This is a genomic window from Oligella ureolytica DSM 18253 (genome assembly GCF_000373745.1).
Taxonomy (GTDB): Bacteria; Pseudomonadota; Gammaproteobacteria; order Burkholderiales; family Burkholderiaceae_B; genus Oligella; species Oligella ureolytica.
In genome coordinates, this window is record NZ_KB892296.1 from 19,389 (window position 1) to 38,118 (window position 18,730).

Here is an 18,730-nt window from a genome sequence, read left to right on the forward strand (position 1 = left end):
AGGATGAAATTAGATAATCAGGCATTAAAAATCGCAAGTCAAAAGCTGTTACAAGAACAACCTAAATTAAGAACCTTAGCCGTTGCCCAAGCATTGGGGGTCAAAGAACGAGATTTGGTAGTGGCTGAGTGTTGCGGTATTCAAAGTCGCTATTTAGGTGAAGACTACAAGGCTATTTTTAAGCGTTTAAAGTTACTGGGTGAGGTCATGGCGCTCACGCGTAACCCTTGGTGCGTGCATGAGCGGCATGGTTGTTATGAAACGATTGGCGTCGGCGAAGCACCTCATGGGATCGTGTTAGGTCCTGATATTGATCTAAGGCTGTTTTTTAGTCAATGGGGTACTGTCTGGTTGGTCGAGCAGGAAACTAGGCAGAGTCTACAGTTTTTCAATCGTCAAGGTGTTGCGATCCACAAAGTCTATATCACTGAAAAAAGCAACCGCGACGAGCTGCAGCGTATCGTGGAGGAGTTTGCGCAGGATAAAGCCAATGTACCTCCTTTAGCAGAAGAGGTAGCAAAACCTGAATATCACGCTGTGCCTGCCGGTTTTAGAGAGGAATGGCTGGCACTCAAAGATACGCATGACTTTTTTCCACTCCTGGCTAAACACAAGATTAAGCGTATTGATGCCTTGGCTGCAGCGGGTGAAGACTTAGCTCAACAAATTCCAGTCGAGTCCATCGAAATGCTATTAGAACAAGCGGTTGAGCAGGAGCTACCCATCATGTGTTTTGTGGGTAACGACAATATGGTGCAGATTCATGGTGGAGCAATTTATAAGCTATTACGTACAGGGCCTTGGTTTAATATTCTTGACCCGATGTTTAATTTACATCTAAATACGGAAGCAATAGACTCCGTGTGGGTGGTTAATAAGCCAACGGTAGATGGCTATGTTACGTCGATAGAAGCTTACACCCAAGAGGGCGACATCATTGTCCAATTCTTTGGTTTACGTAAACCGGGCGTTCCTGAAAACACACGATGGCGTCGCTTGTTAGAGTCGTTATGTAAAGCACCGTTAGCCGCGTAGCGAGGAGAGTGGTATGCGGAAATTCCTTGTAGCGATTGGTCTGAGTCTTTTTACTTCCATAGCCGGTGCAGCAGGAGATATCGTCAGTTTAGGTGGTTCAGTCACAGAGATCGTGTATGCCTTAGGTCAAGAGAAGCGTCTGATTGCCACCGACATGTCCAGCTTATACCCATCTGAGGCAAAGGAATTACCTCAAGTGGGTTATTACCGCAACATCAGTGTTGAGGGCATAGTTTCTACAGCCCCGGCGCTGGTTCTTGCCTCAGAAAATGCAGGACCCAAGGAGGTCTTAGATCGTATTGCTGAACTTGGCATTAAGGTAGAGCGCGTGTCGGACGATAGTACGGTGGAGTCGCTGTATCAACGCATTAGTCAGATAGCTAAGGTGCTGAATACAGAGCAGGAGGGAGCGGTTTTGTTGGCAGAGGTAAAAGCAGCGGTAGAAAATGCGATGACATTATCGACCACACCCTATCGTGCGACGTTGGTGGTTAATCGTACCGGTACTTTTCAGGCGGCAGGGGCAGGGACCTCAGCTGATGAACTGATGCGATTAGCGGGTTTTGAAAATATTTTTTCTGAACAGCAGAGTTATAAGCCAGTCTCCAAAGAAAGTTTTTTAGAGCGACAGCCGGAAGTGATTATCACCACCACGGCGTCAGTAGAAAAAAGCGGTGGTCTGACACAATTTGCTAAAGACCCGGTCATTGCCAATACACCAGCCGCAGCCGCAGGGCGTATTGTCGTATTAGATGATTTGTTGGCACTGGGTATGGGACCGCGATTGGATCAGGCGATTCGGCAACTGAGAGCGGTACCTTAATGCAGCGGAGTTTATCAGTGTCAAAGTCTATGTCACAAGCCGTCAATATTAGTATTGAGCTCAAGCAAAGTCGACATAAAAAAAATAGGGTACTGATCGTGTTGGCTTTATTGACGGTATTAAGTCTCATATTAGCCATGACGCAAGGGTCAGTAAAAATACCCTTGGCTGACTTACCTCGTTTACTTTTTAGTAATGATTTAAGTAACCAAGAGCTTATTTATCAGCGCTTGCTTATTAATATTCGATTTCCTAGGGTGCTGTTGGCTGCATTGGCCGGGGGTGTTTTAGCATTTTCGGGGGCGTCTCTGCAGGCCTTGTTTAGAAACCCCTTGGCTGAGCCTGGTTTGATTGGTGTATCTGCGGGTGCCTCATTAGGAGCGGTGCTTTCTATTGTTATTTTAGGCGGCGGTTTTTGGGTCATTGCACCGATGGCTTTTTTAGGTAGTCTGGGGGCTACCTTATTAGCCTACCTAATCGGTAAGCGCTATGGCGGTGTGGCCGGTCTTTTGCTCGCCGGTATTGCTATTAATGCCATTGCCTTTAGTGTCATCGGATTAATGACCTATCTGGCCACGGATACGGAATTGCGTGATTTGACATTTTGGAGTATGGGAAGCGTGGCGACCGGAACCTGGCATTTGCTGTTTGGCCTCATCCCTTGGTCCATTTTGTGCTTAGCTTTTTTGTGGCCACAATGGCGTGCCATGAATGTCTTACTCTTGGGTCCTCAGGAGGTTCAGCACTTAGGTTTTGATATCAAGCAGTTGCGCTGGCGTATGGTGATTGGCGTGTCTTTACTCATAGCACCTTTAGTTGCGGTGACAGGCGGTATTGCTTTTATCGGCTTAGTCGTGCCGCACATCGTCAGGATGCTTTTGGGTGGCAATTATCGTCATGTGCTACCCGCTTCTTTATTTGGTGGAGCCATGTTGTTGATCTGGGCGGATTATTTTGCACGAACCATGATTGCGCCGGCTGAGCTACCGGTAGGATTATTAACAAGTATGATTGGCGGACCTTTTTTCCTCTGGTTGTTACTTAAAAATCGTCGTTAATGGTGGGAATTAATTTGATGAAACAGCAGTTATCAACTGACAACTTAACCATTTATCGTGCCCACAAAAAAGTCCTCCAAGATGTAGGTGTTGCCTTGCAAGGGGGTGATGTCATTGCTTTATTGGGGGCGAACGGTGCCGGGAAGTCAACATTGCTCAGTGTGTTATCCGGAGAAACTGACGGCCTAACGCTTAGTGAGGATACGACGATTCGTATCAACAATGAGAATTTGTGGGAACTAAGCAAAGAGCAATTAGCTAAAAAACGAGCCGTGCTTCCGCAATCCTCATCACTCAATTTTGAACTGTCAGTACTTGATGTGTTGGAGATGGGGCTTTATCCCTTTCCTACGCTGGGTAGTCAGCAACAAAATGAATTGATCGCCAAAGCAATTGCGTTGGCTGATGTGATCCATTTGCGTAGCAAGTCGTATTTGCAATTATCCGGTGGAGAAAAGCAGCGAGTCCAATTTGCCAGAGTGATGGTGCAATTATTGGCAATGCGCACCTTGAGTGATGAAACACTCTACTTTTTATTGGACGAACCTACGGCTAGCTTAGACCCTAAATATCAACAGTTTCTGTTGCAAAAACTGCGCCAATTATCTAAAGAAGATATTGGTATTTTAGTGATTTTGCATGATGTAAATTTAGCTGCCTTTTATTGTGATCGTTTGTTGCTGTTAGCCGATCAAAAAATTCTCTGCTGTGAGGAACCCAAGGTAGCGCTTACCGAGGATAATTTGTACCGTCTTTATGGGGTCAGCGGGCGAGTCGTTGAGCATCCTTTTTATCCTGAAAAATGCTTAGTTGTTTGGTGTTAAGAGAGTAGTGATTTAGGCTTTGCCAAAAAGTGATTTATTTATTAATATAGGAACATCTTTTTTTAGCACTTGGATGATATATTTACGCCGATCAAATAGACTGGCGTGTCGTATCACCGTGCTTCTTCAAACTCCCAGATGAATGATAGGTATCACTCATCTACTTTCTTCATTTTTAGCAATTTTCAATGAAAGCGCCTATTAAGCAAGAAGCTGCGTCAGAGAGCTGGTTTGCAGTGATTACCTTGGCGGTTGCCGCCTTTATTTTTAATACGACCGAATTTGTGCCGGTAGGTTTATTACCGGATATAGCAAAGGGCTTCAGCATGGATGTCGCTCAGACGGGCTTACTGATGACTATCTATGCTTGGGCCGTGACCATTTTTTCTTTGCCGTTGACCATGTTGACGGTGCGCCTTGAAAGACGCCGTTTGTTGATTTTTCTTTTCTGTATTTTTATTGTCAGTCATGCCTTGGCGGCGATTGCATGGAGTTTTTCCTCCTTATTAACTGCGCGTTTAGGCATTGCGATGGCGCATTCAGTGTTTTGGGCAATTACTATCCCGTTAGCGGTGCGCTTGGCGCCTAAAGGCAATAAAACGAAAGCTTTAAGTTTTATTGTCACGGGCTCATCCTTGGCGACAGTTATGGGCGTGCCTTTGGGAACCGTGATTGGTCATCATTTTGGCTGGCGCATCACCTTTGCAGTAATCGGTATCATTGCTACGATTATTTTACTGCTGTTGTGGCGTGTGTTGCCGACCTTAAGCAGTCAGAGTAGTGGTAATTTTAAGGTGATTCCAAGCCTTCTTAAGCGACCAAGTTTGCAATATATCTACCTTAGCTTGGCCTTGGTGATGACCGCTCATTTCACCGCATCGACGTATATTAGTCCGTATTTACAGGATATCGGTGGCATGAGTAATAATGTGGTGGTAATGATGCTATTTGTGATCGGCTTAGCGGGCATTGTCGGGGGGATACTCTTTGCGCGTTATGCAGGGCGCTATGCGTCGGTGATGCTGTTCCTGTCTTTATCAGGACTGATGTTGAGTCTGGCATTATTCTATTTTTCATTGATGCATTGGTGGGCACTTATTCCGATCGCTATTATTTGGGGAATAGTTATTACCCTGATCTCCATGCTTTTGCAGAGCAAGGTGTTGGAAAAAGCACCGGATGCGCCGGATATTGGGATCGCTATTTTTTCTGCTGTCTTTAATATCGGTATTGGTGGCGGTGCCTTGTTGGGTGGACAAATGATTGAGCAGGTGGGGTTGGCAAATATTGCTTATGTCGGTGCTGCCTTGACACTAGTCGCACTGCTTGGCTTTTTCTGGAAGGCTCATTTATTAAAGTGACACGTATCCCAAACAGATATAAACCCTTAAATTTCAACCTTCTACGTCAAACTGACTTAGGTATTTACCCGAAAGTTTTGTAGAGTGCTAAAATACTTCTTTTGACGTCTATTCTTGTTGCGGGGATCGTATGGATCATCAGTTATCTTTACACAAAGACAAAATTAAGTTTGTCCTATTCGAGGGCGTACACCAAAACGCTTTGGATGTTTTACACAGCAATGGTTATACCAATATTGACTACCACAAAAAGGCTTTAGAGGGCCAGGATTTATTGGATGCGGTTAAAGATGCGCATTTTATTGGTATTCGCTCCCGTACGCAGATGACTGCTGAGGTGTTTGCCGCAGCCAAGAAGTTGGTTGGTTTAGGTTGTTTCTGTATTGGTACTAACCAAGTAGACTTAAAAGCCGCTAGGAAGCTGGGTATTCCTGTTTTCAATGCGCCGTTCTCTAATACGCGTTCAGTGGCAGAGTTGGTGTTAGCTGAAATTATCATGCTATTCCGCAAAATCCCTGCAATGAATATGACCTTGCATAGAGGCGGTTGGAATAAATCAGCTGTAGGTAGTTACGAGGTTCGCGGTAAGAAATTAGGCATCATCGGTTACGGTCATATTGGTACTCAGATTGGTATTTTGGCTGAAGCCCTGGGTATGGATGTTTATTACTACGATGTTGAAGCTAAGTTACCATTAGGCAATGCAACCCCGGTTAATACGCTCAAAGAGTTGTTAAACATCAGTGATGCAGTGACTCTACACGTACCTGAGGATGCGACAACTTTCAATATGATGAATGCCGAGCGCATTGCACAGATGAAGAAAGGTGCTCATTTAATCAATGCCTCTCGAGGAACTGTGGTTGATATTGATGCCTTAGCCGAGGCAATTAAAAATGAGCATATCGGTGGTGCTGCGATTGACGTCTTCCCTGTTGAGCCTAAGTCTAACGATGACGAGTTTGTCAGTGCTCTACGCGGCCTAGATAATGTGCTATTAACTCCGCATATCGGTGGTTCTACTCAGGAAGCTCAGGCTAATATCGGTATTGAAGTGGCTAATAAATTAGTTAAGTATTCAGATAATGGCAGTACCTTATCTGCAGTTAACTTTCCTGAAGTTTCTTTACCTAGTGGCGATCGTGAAACTCATCGCTATATGCACATTCATGAAAACAAACCGGGCGTACTCAATGCCATTAACCAGATTTTCATGAAAGATCATATTAATGTGGTCGGTCAATATCTACAAACTGACCCTGAGCTTGGTTATGTCGTGATCGACGTGCAATCTGAAAATCCGGAATTAGCGATTAGTTTATTAAAGAGCGTACCGGGCACTATTCGTACTCGCGTCATTTATTAATTGCATAACATTTGATTGACTTCGGTCAAGCCATGAGTGCTTGACACAAAGGGGTGCCGTGTTTCTTGGGATACAGGCACCCTTATTTTTTTAACTTAATTATTCATATAGTAGGCGAGTCTTTTATGACTGCTCAGCAACACACTGTTAGTCAAAAACCATTTTCTATTTTCGAACGTTTTATCTATGCTTTTTTCTTTGAGATTTTTGGAATAGGCATCAGTACTCCTCTTTTTGCCTGGCTGACTGGTACGCCGATGGTGGATATGGGGGTAATTGCGACAGTCATTGCGGTAATGGCCCTGTTATGGAATATGCTGTTTAACTCTATTTTTGATGCTTGGCTAAAACGAAACCATCTTAGTAAAAATACGCGTCTTAGAGTCTTACATGCCTTTTTATTTGAAGTAGGCCTTATCTGTGGGGCCTTGCCATTTATTATGTGGTGGCTGAGTATCAGCTTGTGGGAAGCGCTGACGCTTGATATCGGGATGATCCTATTCTATCTACCCTATACATACATTTATAGTTTGGTGTACGATAATCTTAGAAAGAATTTTTGGGGTCGTATTAGAACTTAGGCAAAAGAGTGAGTATGGAGCAGTTAGAGTTCTTTGAAATTCCCAGTCCTTGTATTAACGTCTGTGAGTCTAATGACCGTGGTTACTGTAAGGGCTGCTATCGTAGTCGTGAAGAGCGTCAGCGATGGACCACGATGACTGATCCGGAAAAGCGTGAGGTATTGCGACTCTGTGGTTTGCGCAAAAAGCGTGTAGAGCAGCAGGCGGTACTTGACCAGTTACGAAAAATTGAGGGGACTTAGTAGTGTCCCCTTGTTGTGCCTATTACTTATAAAGGTAGTTCGCTACTACCATGTTCAAGATTCCAAGTCCAAGCGATGATTTTTTCAGCGTCATCTTCTGTGCCTGCGTTGTTATAATTTACTAAGCGCTTTATTTTTGCTTCGATTTCATTGCGTGATAGGGTATTGCCCGGATCACCCTTGGGGTCGGTGACTAAAGCGTCAAGTTTGCGACCGTCTGTGGTTGTTACTTTGACCTTACCTACCCACTTTTCAGGATAAGCGGCGTCAACGTCAGGATCTAGCGTCATACTGACTTTTTGGCGGAAGGCATCAATACGCTCATCACCTAAAGCGTGCTCAAATTCATCCAGACCGGCAAAACCGTTATAGGCTAAAACACCTAAGACAGTACCCATGGAGAATTTGGACTGATGTACACTCTGAGGTTTATCAACAGCACCTAAGACGTCAATAGCGGCTTGGTGTACAAAGGTCTTAACTTCGGCCACTTCCTCTGCTTTGACGTCATTTTCCTGCATCACCTTCCATAAGGCATCAGCAGCAGGGTGAGTATGACGGCATGAAGCATGGTATTTAAATGAGGTTTCTAATAAAGCCCAACGCTCACCAAAGCTCTCGACCAATTTATCGGCACGAGGTGCTTGGCTAAAGGCATTGCCCATGCCTTTTTCTCCTTCAAAAATATCCTCAGCACCACTAAAGCCTTTGGCGGCAAGCGACGCAGCCATTAAACCATTAGCAGCAGCTTTGGCGGTGTGTAATTGCTTGGAGTCCGCAGCGGTTTTTAGGAACTCCCACAAACCAGCGGCTTGGGTGCCAGCGCTACCCAAAGCGTCTTGCATTTGCTCGGTAGTTAAACCAAGTAGGCGGCCTACAGTGACAGCAGCAGCAATGGTGCCTGCGGTAGCTGTGGTATGGAAAATCTTATAATGAGAACGGCCTAAGAACTCACCCACACGAATGCCCACTTCATAGCCGACAACACAAGCGGTTAAGAGCTCTTTGCCACTCGCACCAATGTCTTGAGCGATGGCGATGGCAGGAGGAAAAACAACGCAGGCAGGGTGAAAGACCGAGCTATTGTGTAGGTCATCTTGTTCGACCATATGAGCCGCAGCAGCATTAACCATAGCAGCAAAATAAGGACTCGTTTTTTTGCCGCTAGGAATTAACTGGGCGCTACCGTCTGCTGGGCCTTGTTCAGCAGCAAAGGCTGCGATTTTTTGTACAGGTGGTTCGGTAGAACCCGCATAGATAGAGCCTAAGGTATCAAGTAGTAAGTCCTCGCAGCGGCGGATTACCTCAGCTGGAATATCTTCAAACTGTAAATTGGCTGCAAACTCAGCTACAACACGACTGGATGTACTCATGAAAACCTCTTAGAAGGAGCGTGGTAGACCGAGGATGTGCTCAGCTACATAAGAGTAAATCAAGTTAGTAGAAATAGGCGCTACTTGATATAAACGAGTCTCGCGGAATTTACGTTCAACGTCGTATTCGTTAGCAAAGCCAAAACCACCGTGGAATTGTAAGCACGCATTGGCCGCTTCCCAAGCAGCGTCAGCGGCTAGCAATTTAGCCATATTAGCTTGTGCACCGCATGGCTGGTGAGCATCAAATAAGCTTGCGGCTTCGTAGCGCATCAGGCTGGCTGCCTCAATATTGATAAATGCTTTAGCGATAGGGAATTGCACACCTTGGTTTTGACCAATTGGACGACCAAAGACAACACGCTCTTTAACGTATTCGGTCACTTTATCGATAAACCAGTAGCCATCACCGATACACTCAGCGGCGATTAGGGTGCGCTCGGCATTTAGACCATCAAGAATATAGCGGAAACCTTTGCCTTCTTCACCAATGAGATTCTCTTCAGGGATTTCGAGATTATCGAAGAATAGTTCGTTAGTCTCGTGGTTGACCATATTAGGGATAGGCTGCACAGTCATGCCGTTAGCCATGGCATCTTTAATATCAACGATAAAGATAGACATGCCATCGGCTTTGCGCTGAACTTCTTCTAATGGCGTGGTGCGAGCTAATAAGATCATTAGGTCAGAGTTAAGTACGCGAGAAATCCATACTTTTTGACCGTTAACTACGTAGCGACCATCTTTTTTAACAGCAGTTGTTTTTAGTTTGGTGGTATCCGTACCAGTGGTGGGTTCAGTTACTGCCATTGACTGAAGGCGTAATTCGCCAGAAGCAATTTTAGGCAAGTACAATTGCTTTTGTGCTTCGGAGCCGTGACGTAACAGGGTACCCATATTGTACATTTGACCGTGACAAGCGCCGGAATTTCCCCCGTTGCGGTTGATTTCCTCCATAATAACTGAAGCTTCAGTCAAACTTAGGCCGGAACCGCCGTATTCTTCAGGGATTAGGGCGGCTAACCAACCGGCGTCGGTCAATGCTTTTACGAATTCGGTAGGGTAGCCACGCTCTTCGTCCACTTTGCGGAAGTATTCAGCTGAGAATTCACTGCATAGGTCACGAATAGCATCGCGAATATCTTGGTATTTGTCGTCAGTTCTAATCATGTCGTTATAGTCTTTATTTATTGTGTTAAAAATGGTATTAGAACCACTATGCCCCATCCCTCTCAATAAGGCTATTGCCAATTCATAAAGTTTGACTTTACTAAAATAAAAGGAAGAGTTTTTTATGTCCATGTATTTTGATTTGACTGATATGCGATTGATGTTAAATATTGCTGAGGTCAAGAGTCTAACGAAAGCGGCAGAGAGGACATTTTTATCGTTACCGGCAGCCAGTCACCGAATTAAAAATCTGGAAAACAGTATTGGTACAGAGTTACTTTATCGTAGCAGTCAGGGCGTGACCTTGACCCCGGCCGGTGAGGTGTTCGTTGAGCATGCCAAACTGGTGTCACAGCAGCTGCAGTATTTGCGTGGTGATATGAAGGAGTATGCCGAGGGCATACGTGGCAGGATTCGTGTCTATGCTAATACCACAGCGATGAGTGAGTTTATGCCGGCTATTTTGGGTCGTTATCTAGCTTTGCAGCCGGATGTCAGTATTGAGCTACGGGAGCGTCTGAGTATTCAGATTGTGCAGGCGATAACCGAAGGGCATGCGGATATCGGCATTGTGGCAGGGCTTGATGATGCGGTGATGAAAAGCAGCAATTTAGAGTATTTACCTTATCGTGTTAATAAATTAAGTTTTGTCGCTCATCCTTCACATCCGCTTGCCCAAAAAGGCCCCATCGATTTTAGTGAAACCCTGGATGAGAGCTATGTTTGTCTTTCAGAGTGGAGTGCTATCCATGGCTTTTTATTAAAAGCGGCGTCCAGCTTTGGACGCACCCTGAGATATAGAGTAGAGGTAAGTAGTTTTGAAGCCGTCTGTCGAATGGTTGAAGCTAAGGTAGGCGTTAGCGTCATACCGGAAACCGCTATTGATCGCTATGCTCAGGTAATGAACATCACCAAAGTCGATCTAAATGATGCGTGGGCAAATAGGCAATTACAAGTCTGTATCAGACCAAATGAGAAGTTGCCCAGTTTTGCTCAGCCTTTATTAGATTTACTGTTGGAAGATGTGGAGTAGAGCACAGCAAATCAACCACTTTCAATCTAATCAAGGTGGAGTTAAGGGAAGAGCAATTCACTAATCATCTAAGATAGGGCAAGATAGATCGATAAATAAAAAATAGATAATTTTTAAAAGGTCAGATGATGAGTGAAGTGAATCTACAAGACTGGGTGGGTCGTCAACAACGCGTGACAGATTTTATCAGCTTAGCCCATGCTAAAAAAACTGCCTATAGCGTTAATGCGCCGCTACCTACTGATGGCGGTGCATTACCACATTTATGGCATTGGGCATACTTTATTGAAGCCGCACCATTAAATGAGTTGGGTGGTGATGGGCATCCGGCGCGTGGAGGTTTTTTACCCCCTGCAGATAATAGAAACCGTATGTGGGCCGGTGGTCGTTTGAGTTTTGAGCGTCACTTGGTGATTGGCAAGGAAGCGACGTGCATTACCACGATCAAAGCGGTTGTTGAAAAAGAAGGTCGTACCGGCAAGTTGCTTTTTGTCACACTTGAGCATCGCTATGAGCAAGATGGCGAGCTGTGCCTCACTGAAGAGCAAGACATTGTTTATCGTGAACCAACACCGCCGAAGTTGGTAGGTGAGATACCAGCGCCCAACGCGGAGTGGTCGCAAGAGGTTGAGCCAACACCCGTTATGTTGTTTAGATATTCTGCCGTGACCTTTAATGGTCATCGAATCCACTATGATTATCCTTATGTAAGTGGCGTTGAAGGTTATCCTGGCCTAGTGGTTCACGGACCTTTGATTGCAACCAAGGTTTTACAGTCTTTTAGCGAAGCAAATCCTCAAAAAGAAATTACTTATTTTGCTTTTCGCGGCGTACGTCCTTTAATCGGTAGTAATGTATTTAAGGTTGAAGGCGCGTTTGGTGAAGAGGGTACAGCTGATTTATGGGCTCAACAAGATGGGACCATTGCCCAAAAAGCAGAAATTAAATTTAAGTGATTTGAAAGGGAAGAAATATGATTAGGCCTTTAGACGGCATTACGGTATTGAGTTTTGAGCATGCGGTAGCGGCTCCTTTTTGTACGCGTCAATTAGCTGATTTGGGTGCTCGTGTGATTAAGGTTGAGCGTCCGGGTGTCGGGGATTTTGCTCGTAATTATGATGAGCGCGTTAATGGCTTAGCGTCACACTTTGTCTGGATTAATCGTTCCAAAGAGAGTCTGACATTAAACTTAAAGTCAGAAGGTGCAGCAGAAATCCTTGAGCGTATCCTGCCGGAAGTCGATATCTTAGTTCAGAACTTGGCACCGGGGGCGGCTGCGCGCTTAGGTTTATCGTTTGAAACATTGCATGAAAAGTTTCCCCAATTAATTGTTTGCGATATTTCAGGCTATGGCACGGGTGGTCCGTATGAGCAGAAAAAAGCCTATGATTTATTAATTCAAAGTGAGTCAGGTTTCGTCTCTGTGACCGGTTCAGGCGAGGAGATGGCTAAGGCGGGTTGTTCTATTGTCGATATTTCTGCCGCTATGTATGCGTATAGCAATATTTTATCGGCGCTAATTTTACGCGGTAAAACTGGCAAGGGCTCACACATTGATGTATCGATGCTCGAAAGTATGGTTGAGTGGATGGGCTTCCCGATGTACTATGCCTTTAACGGTGCTGAGCCGCCGGTTCGTGCAGGTGCAGCCCATGCGGCCATTTATCCTTATGGTCCGTTCCAAGTGGCAGGTGGCGAAAATGTGATGCTGGGCTTACAAAATGAACGTGAGTGGAAGGTCTTTTGCGAGGAGGTTTTAAAGCAGCCGGAGTTAGCAGATGATCCGCGCTTTAATCGCAATAGCCAACGAACAGAAAATCGTGATGAGCTAAAAGCAATCATCGTCGAGGCGTTCTCGTCTCTTAGCAAGGATGAGGTGATTGAATTGCTGGAGAGTGCAAAAATCGCCAACGCTGCGGTTAATACAATGCATGATGTGTGGAATCACAAACAGCTTAAGGAGCGTAATCGCTGGCGTGACGTAGGTACATCAGCAGGTGTTGTGCCGGCATTGTTACCACCCGGGGTGAATAATGCCTATGAATATCGTATGGATGCCGTACCGGCGTTGGGTGAGCACAGCGAAGCAATTTTAAAAGAGATTGGTTATGAGACTGAGCAAATTGAAAAACTGGCTCAACTCGGCACCATTTAAATTTAGCTATTTGGCGTAAATCCTTATTGCCCTATTGGGTTAAATAGCTTTAAACTTCTAATAAAAGGAGGCTGGTATGGCTAAGAAAAATTTTTATATTCGTTCGGCGCTTTTTGTGCCTGCAGCAAATCTTGATCGCATTCCAAAGGCATTAGCTACCGATGCGAGCATTGTCATTGTGGACCTTGAGGATGCCGTTGAAGCAGATGCAAAGTATAGCGTCAGGCACCAACTTGAAAAATGGGCTAATGATAACCCGGGACGCCGTTTTTTCTTACGTATTAATGATGCAAAGTCCCCATGGTTTATTGATGACTTAGCATTTGCAGGTCGTATTGATAAAAATATCTTAGGGGTTGTGTTGCCCAAGGCTGAAAGTGCAAAGGATGTTGTTCCGGTAGAGCGCTTGGGTGTGCCGGTGATTCCTCTTATTGAAACGGCGGCCGGCGTGACGCATTTAAAAGAGATTTGTGCGGTTGATGGCGTGACGCGACTTTCTATCGGCGAGCTGGATTTAGCCTTAAGCCTTGGTATTGATCGCAATACTGAAGGTGCTAAGCGCTTGTTAAATCATGTGCGTTCACAGGTTTGTCTGCACAGTCGAGCGGCAAAATTAAATCCGCCGCTCGATACTGTCTATCCTAACTTCAAGGATTTAGAGGGTCTAGAGAACCACTTAAATTTCACAAAAGACATGGGTTTTGGTGGCAGCTTATGTATTCACCCGATGCAGCTTGAGGTCATTCATAAGGTCTTCATGCCTAAGCCCGCTGATTTGGAGTGGGCGAATCGTGTGGTAACTGCCGCCAGAAAGTATGGCAATTCAGTTTTTCAGCTCGATGGCGAGATGATCGACCGACCGGTTATTGAGCATGCAGAAGGCCTTCTCAAAGAAACCGATGGCGTGGTGGTTACACGCTAGCAAAGTCGCCTAAGCGTCTCATTTTATTAACAAAAGGCTCGAAAGAGCCTTTCTTTTATTGATCTTTAAAGACAAAAGTGTTATTGTGGCGTGCTAAGCACTGAAAAAGTCAGTTTCACGTCTTTTGTCTCAGATTGGGTTTGCCGGTCATCATGCACTTAAAGAGTTTCTCCCTTTTAAAAGCAAGTTTTTAGTCGGGGGTGGATTTGATTTTCAATGAGTGTTTAGATTTAGATCAGCCAGTTGTGGTTCTTACGTCCACTGATCTAACCACGTAAGCGTACAAAAAAGGCTGTACGTAAAACTGCCATTTTAATAATTAAATTAATTTTTTAAGGATTGTAGCTCATGCCTACCATTAGCCAGCTCGTGCGTAAGCCACGAGAGTCTAGTCGCGCGAACAGCAAGAGCCCGGCGCTCGAAAACTGCCCTCAGCGACGTGGTGTGTGCACTCGTGTGTATACAACCACTCCTAGGAAGCCGAACTCTGCGATGCGTAAAGTTGCTAAAGTTCGCCTAACCAACGGTTATGAAGTTATTTCATACATCGGTGGTGAAGGTCACAACTTGCAGGAACACTCTGTTGTACTAGTTCGCGGTGGTCGTGTTAAAGACTTACCGGGTGTTCGTTATCACATCGTTCGTGGTGCACTTGACTTGCAAGGCGTTAAGGATCGTAAACAAGCTCGTTCTAAATACGGTGCTAAGCGTCCTAAGAAAGCCTAATAGCTTTTTATCAGTAGCTGAAACTGATTGTCCAACCTAGCGATAGGTATTTGCTTCCTGCCCATGGGTGGTAAGCGTGCAGCCGCAGCTGCTGGAGATGTTTTCTGCGGATGTAAGTGGTTGTTCTCTCAATAGACAGCCGTGACTACGAAAGTAGTTCAACTGAATTTGACACAATATAGGAAGTAATAACATGCCTCGTCGTCGTGAAGTACCCAAGCGCGAGATCCTGCCTGACGCAAAGTACGGTAGTGTTGATCTTGCCAAATTTATGAATATTATTATGCTTTCCGGCAAAAAAGCCGTTGCAGAGCGTATCGTTTATGGTGCTTTTAAGCAAATCGAAAGCACTACCGGCAAAGAGCCGTTAGAAGTATTTAATACTGCTATTAATAATGTTAAGCCTGTAGTTGAAGTTAAGAGTCGCCGTGTTGGTGGTGCTAACTACCAGGTACCTGTTGAAGTTCGCCCAGTTCGTCGTATGGCTTTGGCTATGCGCTGGGTCCGTGAAGCAGCCAAAAAGCGTGGCGAGAAATCCATGGATTTACGCTTGGCTGGCGAGTTGCTGGATGCGGCTGAAGGCCGTGGCGGCGCTATGAAAAAACGCGAAGAAATTCACCGAATGGCAGAAGCTAACAAAGCTTTCTCTCATTTCCGTTGGTAACCTAAGGACTTAAAATGGCCCGTAAAACCCCAATCGAAAGATATCGCAATATTGGTATTTCCGCACACATTGATGCGGGTAAGACAACGACTTCTGAACGTATTCTTTTCTATACCGGTATTAATCACAAACTAGGTGAAACCCACGAAGGTTCTGCCACCATGGACTGGATGGAGCAAGAACAAGAGCGTGGTATTACCATCACCTCAGCTGCTACTACTGCTTTCTGGAGTGGTATGGCAGGTCAATTCCCTGAGCACCGTGTAAACGTTATTGATACACCGGGACACGTTGACTTCACGATTGAAGTTGAGCGTTCTATGCGTGTTCTTGACGGCGCTTGCATGGTTTATTGTGCAGTTGGTGGTGTACAACCTCAGTCAGAGACTGTTTGGCGTCAAGCTAATAAGTACCATGTACCTCGCTTAGCTTTCGTCAACAAGATGGACCGTACCGGTGCCAACTTTTTTAAAGTTCACGATCAGTTAAAAACTCGTTTACGTGCTAATCCTGTACCTATCGTTATCCCTGTTGGTGCTGAAGATGATTTCAAGGGTGTAGTTGACCTAATCAAAATGAAATCAATCATCTGGGACGAAGCTAGTCACGGCGTTAAGTTTGAGTATGGTGATATCCCAGCTGAATTACAAGCCGAAGCAGAAGAATGGCGCGAGCAGATGGTTGAAGCAGCTGCTGAAGCCAACGAAGAGCTCATGAATAAGTACCTCGAAGAGGGCGAGCTAACTGAAGAAGAGATTGTAGAAGGTTTACGTATCCGCACTATCGCGTGTGAGATTCAGCCAATGCTTTGTGGTTCTGCATTCAAAAACAAAGGCGTTCAGCGTATGCTTGACGCAGTTATTGAGTTCTTACCTGCACCGACAGAAATTCCTCCGGTTCAAGGTGAGGATGATGAAGGTAACCCTATCACTCGTAAAGCTGATGACAAAGAGTCGATGTCAGCGCTTGCGTTTAAGTTAATGTCTGACCCATTTGTCGGTCAATTAACTTTCGTACGTGTTTACTCAGGTATTATTAAATCCGGTGACACCGTTTACAACCCAGTAAAAGGTAAGCGCGAGCGTATCGGTCGTATCCTTCAGATGCACGCTAACAACCGCGAAGAGATTAAAGAAATTGTTGCCGGTGACATTGCCGCCGTTGTTGGTCTTAAAGACGTAACAACAGGTGAGACCTTATGTGACATGAATAATCACATCGTCTTAGAGCGCATGGAGTTCCCTGAGCCGGTTATCTCATTAGCTGTTGAGCCAAAATCCAAGGCTGACCAAGAGAAGATGGGTGTTGCATTATCTCGTTTAGCTCAGGAAGACCCTTCGTTCCGCGTTTCTTCTGACGAAGAATCCGGCCAAACTATTATTTCCGGTATGGGTGAATTACACCTAGAAGTATTAGTTGACCGTATGAAGCGTGAGTTCAACGTAGAAGCTAATATCGGTAAACCACAAGTTGCTTATCGCGAAACTATCCGTAAGACGTGCGACGAAGTTGAAGGTAAGTTTGTTCGTCAATCCGGTGGTCGCGGTCAGTACGGTCACGTTGTTCTTAAGCTTGAGCCATTAGAGCAAGGTGGCGGTTATGAGTTCGTTGACGAAATTAAAGGTGGTGTAGTTCCTCGTGAATTTATCCCTGCCGTTGACAAAGGTATTCAGGAAACTCTTCCTGCCGGTATTTTAGCCGGTTACCCTGTGGTTGACGTTAAGGCAACTCTATTCTTCGGTTCATACCATGACGTTGACTCTAACGAGAACGCGTTCCGTATGGCCGCATCTATGGCCTTCAAAGAAGGTATGCGTAGAGCAGATCCTGTGTTGTTAGAGCCTACGATGGCAGTAGAAGTAGAAACACCGGAAGACTATGCCGGTACAGTCATGGGTGATCTATCATCACGCCGTGGTATTGTTCAGGGTATGGATGATATTCCTGGTGGCGGTAAGATCATTAGAGCTGAAGTACCTTTAGCTGAAATGTTCGGTTACGCTACAGATCTACGCTCATTAACTCAAGGTCGCGCTACATACTCAATGGAGTTTAAACACTACACTGAGGCGCCTAAAAATGTTGCAGAAGAAGTTATCGCTTCTCGCAGCTAGTTATTGTTGATAAAATACTGCATTGGGCATCTTAACCCGGTGCAGTAAACATTGTTTTTAAAAATTTATTGATTGGAATTTTAATATTATGGCTAAAGGTAAGTTCGAACGTACCAAACCACACGTAAACGTTGGTACTATCGGTCACGTTGACCACGGTAAAACCACTTTAACAGCAGCTATTTGTACTGTACTAGCTAAAGAGTACGGTGGTGATGCGCGCGATTACGCTCAGATTGATGCAGCTCCTGAGGAAAAAGCACGTGGTATTACCATTTCTACGTCTCACGTAGAATACGAAACCCCTAACCGTCACTACGCACACGTTGACTGCCCAGGTCACGCGGACTATGTTAAGAACATGATTACCGGTGCAGCTCAGATGGACGGTGCGATTTTAGTTTGTTCAGCTGCAGATGGCCCAATGCCTCAGACACGTGAGCACATCTTATTATCACGTCAGGTTGGTGTACCTTACATCGTTGTTTTCCTAAACAAAGCTGACTTAGTTGATGACGAAGAGTTAATCGAGTTAGTTGAGATGGAAGTTCGTGAGCTATTAAGCATGTACGATTTCCCAGGTGATGACACGCCAATCATTAAGGGTTCTGCTCGTTTAGCCTTAGAAGGCGACGAAGGTCCTTTAGGTAAGGAAGCTGTTTTAGCGTTAGCTGAAGCGTTAGACACTTATATCCCAACGCCAGAGCGTGCGGTTGACGGTTCTTTCCTAATGCCGGTTGAGGATGTATTCTCTATTTCTGGTCGTGGTACGGTAGTCACCGGTCGTATTGAGCGCGGTATTATTAAAGTGGGTGAAGAGATCGAGATCGTTGGTATCCGTGAAACTCAGAAATCCATTTGTACCGGTGTTGAGATGTTCCGTAAGTTACTCGACCAAGGTGAGGCGGGTGATAACGTTGGTATTTTACTACGTGGTACGAAGCGTGAAGACGTTGAGCGTGGCCAAGTATTAGCTAAGCCGGGTTCAATCAACCCACACACTAAGTTCTCAGCCGAAGTGTATATTTTATCTAAAGAAGAGGGTGGTCGTCACACGCCATTCTTCCAAGGTTACCGTCCTCAGTTCTACTTCCGTACAACTGACGTAACCGGTACGATTACACTACCAGCTGATAAAGAGATGGTACTTCCTGGTGATAACGTGTCAATGGACGTTGAGTTAATTGCACCTATCGCGATGCAGGAAGGTCTACGTTTCGCTATCCGTGAGGGTGGCCGTACCGTAGGTGCCGGTGTTGTTGCTAAAATCGAAGCTTAATTAA

18 protein-coding genes are annotated in these 18,730 nt (G+C 45.2%); 16 read left to right on the top strand and 2 right to left on the bottom strand.

Annotation, left to right across the window (positions count from 1 at the left end; genetic code table 11):
* Positions 1-3: 3 nt before the first annotated feature.
* The 8 genes from B092_RS0105765 (at position 4) to B092_RS0105800 (ending at position 7,290) form a co-directional block, all read left to right on the top strand.
* Complete coding sequence (locus tag B092_RS0105765; RefSeq protein ID WP_018574303.1) at positions 4-1,035, top strand: hemin-degrading factor; 1,032 nt, start codon at positions 4-6, stop codon at positions 1,033-1,035.
* Positions 1,036-1,048: 13 nt separating this feature from the next.
* Complete coding sequence (locus tag B092_RS0105770) at positions 1,049-1,858, top strand: heme/hemin ABC transporter substrate-binding protein (RefSeq protein WP_018574304.1); 810 nt, start codon at positions 1,049-1,051, stop codon at positions 1,856-1,858.
* A 29-nt stretch (positions 1,859-1,887) separates the two neighbouring features.
* Positions 1,888-2,916 (top strand): FecCD family ABC transporter permease, encoded by a 1,029-nt coding sequence (locus tag B092_RS0105775; protein WP_115148622.1) that lies wholly within the window; start codon positions 1,888-1,890, stop codon positions 2,914-2,916.
* 17 nt (positions 2,917-2,933) lie between these two features.
* Entirely contained in the window at positions 2,934-3,740 is an 807-nt protein-coding gene (locus B092_RS0105780) for a heme ABC transporter ATP-binding protein (RefSeq protein WP_018574306.1), read from the top strand.
* A 188-nt stretch (positions 3,741-3,928) separates the two neighbouring features.
* Positions 3,929-5,101: a sugar transporter gene (locus B092_RS0105785; RefSeq protein WP_018574307.1), complete on the top strand. Its 1,173-nt coding sequence runs from the start codon at positions 3,929-3,931 to the stop codon at positions 5,099-5,101.
* A gap of 130 nt (positions 5,102-5,231) precedes the next feature.
* The gene (gene serA, locus B092_RS0105790; RefSeq protein WP_018574308.1) at positions 5,232-6,467 is read left to right on the top strand and encodes a phosphoglycerate dehydrogenase; all 1,236 of its coding nucleotides are present in this window, start codon (positions 5,232-5,234) and stop codon (positions 6,465-6,467) included.
* A gap of 125 nt (positions 6,468-6,592) precedes the next feature.
* On the top strand, positions 6,593-7,048 hold the full coding sequence (locus tag B092_RS0105795; RefSeq protein WP_018574309.1) for a PACE efflux transporter: 456 nt from the start codon (positions 6,593-6,595) through the stop codon (positions 7,046-7,048).
* 14 nt (positions 7,049-7,062) lie between these two features.
* Positions 7,063-7,290 carry a DUF1289 domain-containing protein gene (locus B092_RS0105800; protein WP_018574310.1) on the top strand — a complete coding sequence of 76 codons (228 nt, stop codon included), beginning with the start codon at positions 7,063-7,065 and terminating at the stop codon, positions 7,288-7,290.
* A gap of 26 nt (positions 7,291-7,316) precedes the next feature.
* Here B092_RS0105800 and B092_RS0105805 read toward each other — a convergent pair whose 3' ends face one another.
* Positions 7,317-8,663: an MmgE/PrpD family protein gene (locus B092_RS0105805; protein ID WP_018574311.1), complete on the bottom strand. Its 1,347-nt coding sequence runs from the start codon at positions 8,661-8,663 to the stop codon at positions 7,317-7,319.
* Between the two features lie 9 nt (positions 8,664-8,672).
* Entirely contained in the window at positions 8,673-9,833 is a 1,161-nt protein-coding gene (locus B092_RS0105810; protein ID WP_026253632.1) for an acyl-CoA dehydrogenase family protein, read from the bottom strand.
* Between the two features lie 124 nt (positions 9,834-9,957).
* Between B092_RS0105810 and B092_RS0105815 the strand changes: the two genes are divergently transcribed.
* From B092_RS0105815 to tuf, 8 genes are all read left to right on the top strand, one after another.
* Positions 9,958-10,866 (top strand): LysR family transcriptional regulator, encoded by a 909-nt coding sequence (locus B092_RS0105815; RefSeq protein WP_018574313.1) that lies wholly within the window; start codon positions 9,958-9,960, stop codon positions 10,864-10,866.
* Between the two features lie 128 nt (positions 10,867-10,994).
* Entirely contained in the window at positions 10,995-11,822 is an 828-nt protein-coding gene (locus tag B092_RS0105820) for an HTD2 family dehydratase (RefSeq protein WP_018574314.1), read from the top strand.
* A gap of 17 nt (positions 11,823-11,839) precedes the next feature.
* Positions 11,840-13,021: a CaiB/BaiF CoA transferase family protein gene (locus B092_RS0105825; protein WP_018574315.1), complete on the top strand. Its 1,182-nt coding sequence runs from the start codon at positions 11,840-11,842 to the stop codon at positions 13,019-13,021.
* A gap of 76 nt (positions 13,022-13,097) precedes the next feature.
* Positions 13,098-13,943, top strand: coding sequence for an HpcH/HpaI aldolase/citrate lyase family protein (locus tag B092_RS0105830; protein ID WP_018574316.1), 846 nt, complete (start codon positions 13,098-13,100; stop codon positions 13,941-13,943).
* Positions 13,944-14,291: 348 nt separating this feature from the next.
* Positions 14,292-14,669: a 30S ribosomal protein S12 gene (gene rpsL, locus B092_RS0105835; protein ID WP_018574317.1), complete on the top strand. Its 378-nt coding sequence runs from the start codon at positions 14,292-14,294 to the stop codon at positions 14,667-14,669.
* Positions 14,670-14,862: 193 nt separating this feature from the next.
* The gene (rpsG, locus tag B092_RS0105840; RefSeq protein WP_018574318.1) at positions 14,863-15,333 is read left to right on the top strand and encodes a 30S ribosomal protein S7; all 471 of its coding nucleotides are present in this window, start codon (positions 14,863-14,865) and stop codon (positions 15,331-15,333) included.
* 14 nt (positions 15,334-15,347) lie between these two features.
* Complete coding sequence (fusA, locus tag B092_RS0105845; RefSeq protein ID WP_018574319.1) at positions 15,348-17,447, top strand: elongation factor G; 2,100 nt, start codon at positions 15,348-15,350, stop codon at positions 17,445-17,447.
* 88 nt (positions 17,448-17,535) lie between these two features.
* The gene (gene tuf / locus B092_RS0105850; RefSeq protein WP_018574320.1) at positions 17,536-18,726 is read left to right on the top strand and encodes an elongation factor Tu; all 1,191 of its coding nucleotides are present in this window, start codon (positions 17,536-17,538) and stop codon (positions 18,724-18,726) included.
* The last annotated feature ends 4 nt before the right edge of the window (positions 18,727-18,730 follow it).

What these genes read in the sequence shown, in the direction of transcription:
- B092_RS0105805 (WP_018574311.1), bottom strand. Translation starts at nt 8,663, where the DNA reads ATGAGTACATCCAGTCGTGTTGTAGCTGAGTTTGCAGCCAATTTACAG.
- fusA (WP_018574319.1), top strand. Translation starts at nt 15,348, where the DNA reads ATGGCCCGTAAAACCCCAATCGAAAGATATCGCAATATTGGTATTTCC.
- B092_RS0105830 (WP_018574316.1), top strand. Translation starts at nt 13,098, where the DNA reads ATGGCTAAGAAAAATTTTTATATTCGTTCGGCGCTTTTTGTGCCTGCA.
- B092_RS0105825 (WP_018574315.1), top strand. Translation starts at nt 11,840, where the DNA reads ATGATTAGGCCTTTAGACGGCATTACGGTATTGAGTTTTGAGCATGCG.
- B092_RS0105795 (WP_018574309.1), top strand. Translation starts at nt 6,593, where the DNA reads ATGACTGCTCAGCAACACACTGTTAGTCAAAAACCATTTTCTATTTTC.
- B092_RS0105810 (WP_026253632.1), bottom strand. Translation starts at nt 9,833, where the DNA reads ATGATTAGAACTGACGACAAATACCAAGATATTCGCGATGCTATTCGT.
- rpsL (WP_018574317.1), top strand. Translation starts at nt 14,292, where the DNA reads ATGCCTACCATTAGCCAGCTCGTGCGTAAGCCACGAGAGTCTAGTCGC.
- B092_RS0105815 (WP_018574313.1), top strand. Translation starts at nt 9,958, where the DNA reads ATGTCCATGTATTTTGATTTGACTGATATGCGATTGATGTTAAATATT.
- B092_RS0105820 (WP_018574314.1), top strand. Translation starts at nt 10,995, where the DNA reads ATGAGTGAAGTGAATCTACAAGACTGGGTGGGTCGTCAACAACGCGTG.
- serA (WP_018574308.1), top strand. Translation starts at nt 5,232, where the DNA reads ATGGATCATCAGTTATCTTTACACAAAGACAAAATTAAGTTTGTCCTA.
- B092_RS0105780 (WP_018574306.1), top strand. Translation starts at nt 2,934, where the DNA reads ATGAAACAGCAGTTATCAACTGACAACTTAACCATTTATCGTGCCCAC.
- rpsG (WP_018574318.1), top strand. Translation starts at nt 14,863, where the DNA reads ATGCCTCGTCGTCGTGAAGTACCCAAGCGCGAGATCCTGCCTGACGCA.
- B092_RS0105770 (WP_018574304.1), top strand. Translation starts at nt 1,049, where the DNA reads ATGCGGAAATTCCTTGTAGCGATTGGTCTGAGTCTTTTTACTTCCATA.
- B092_RS0105765 (WP_018574303.1), top strand. Translation starts at nt 4, where the DNA reads ATGAAATTAGATAATCAGGCATTAAAAATCGCAAGTCAAAAGCTGTTA.
- tuf (WP_018574320.1), top strand. Translation starts at nt 17,536, where the DNA reads ATGGCTAAAGGTAAGTTCGAACGTACCAAACCACACGTAAACGTTGGT.
- B092_RS0105775 (WP_115148622.1), top strand. Translation starts at nt 1,888, where the DNA reads ATGTCACAAGCCGTCAATATTAGTATTGAGCTCAAGCAAAGTCGACAT.
- B092_RS0105800 (WP_018574310.1), top strand. Translation starts at nt 7,063, where the DNA reads ATGGAGCAGTTAGAGTTCTTTGAAATTCCCAGTCCTTGTATTAACGTC.
- B092_RS0105785 (WP_018574307.1), top strand. Translation starts at nt 3,929, where the DNA reads ATGAAAGCGCCTATTAAGCAAGAAGCTGCGTCAGAGAGCTGGTTTGCA.